This is a genomic window from Acinetobacter sp. YH16052, from assembly GCF_013417155.1.
GTDB lineage: Bacteria > Pseudomonadota > Gammaproteobacteria > Pseudomonadales > Moraxellaceae > Acinetobacter.
On sequence record NZ_VPEO01000195.1, the window covers coordinates 1 to 1,095 of the forward strand.

Sequence of the window (1,095 nt, forward strand, 5' to 3'; positions counted from 1 at the left end):
TTTCTCTGTATTCAGATTGCTGATTTTGCTCTTTAGACTCAGCTCGACTTCGCTGTAGTCGCTCAAAATGGTCTTTAATGAATCGATTTGTTGACTCAAAACCTTGTTTTGCTCGGCTAACAAGTTGTTTTGTTGCATCGATAAGCTGTTTTGCTCTGTCAAAAATTGGTCGATTTCGGTCTGCATGATCTAGTTCCGTATTTGTTTCAAGTAGTTGATCTGGTTTGTAATCACTTGTGAATTCTGTTGAATCATTTGCTATTGTTCTTTGATTGTTTTTAAATTTGTATTGGCTTGATAGCCTAGATATAAAATTATTAAAAGAATCAGCAGTCCAAAAGCTATCATCCCCCATAGGATGTGTGTTGCTCTCTGGTTGCCCAATTTTTCCGTCAAAAGGCTCTGCAACTGACTCTCTATTGTCTCTCTCTGCCCCTCTATCGCTTGCTGTACTTGGTGTTGAATGCTGTTCTGCAGGAGCTTTTCGTCGATTCTGAGGCTCTGCAACTGCTTGTTGACTTGAGCCTGTAGAGCGTGAATTGAGGTTGAAAACGAATCTATGCTCGATTTCACTTTTGATATTTCCGATAGGTCTATATTCGCTAACTGCGTTTGCAGTGCGTCTATTTGCTCCGTATAGCTCGCTGTTAGCGATTTTATGGCTTTGGGTGATAGATTCCCTATTTCGGTCAAAATCGCTCTGAGATGCGATTTTATGGCCGATGTTGTCTGCTGTACTTCGTTTAAAAGTATAGTGCTGTTGGTGATAGGTCTCTCGCTTTGCTCGATAGTCATCTCGAACGTTTTCAGCGTTTCGGAGAGCTGTTGCAAGCTCTGCTGTAGTTGGTCGGCTTTCTGCTGCTGCTCTGAGATGCTCTGAATAAGCGTTAATTTCGAATTGTTCATGATAAAAGTCGCCTCTAAGTCGATGTCTTTTGCCACTTTTCAAAGTGGCAGTTAAGTATTCTTTACTTTGTTTGACCGATGCGATTCCTTCCAGTTGCTCAATACACTGGACAATATCTGCTCTGTTTTTTACTGTCAGAGTCCTTAAAAATGTTTGTACGTAGTTATCAACGAGCTTGCCAAACTGCT

The 1,095-nt window shown here is 41.0% G+C and carries 1 pseudogene; it reads right to left on the reverse strand.

The features are described 5' to 3' along the window. Positions 1–1,095, reverse strand: a pseudogene (locus tag FTV42_RS17265) (mobilization protein); the annotation flags it as partial.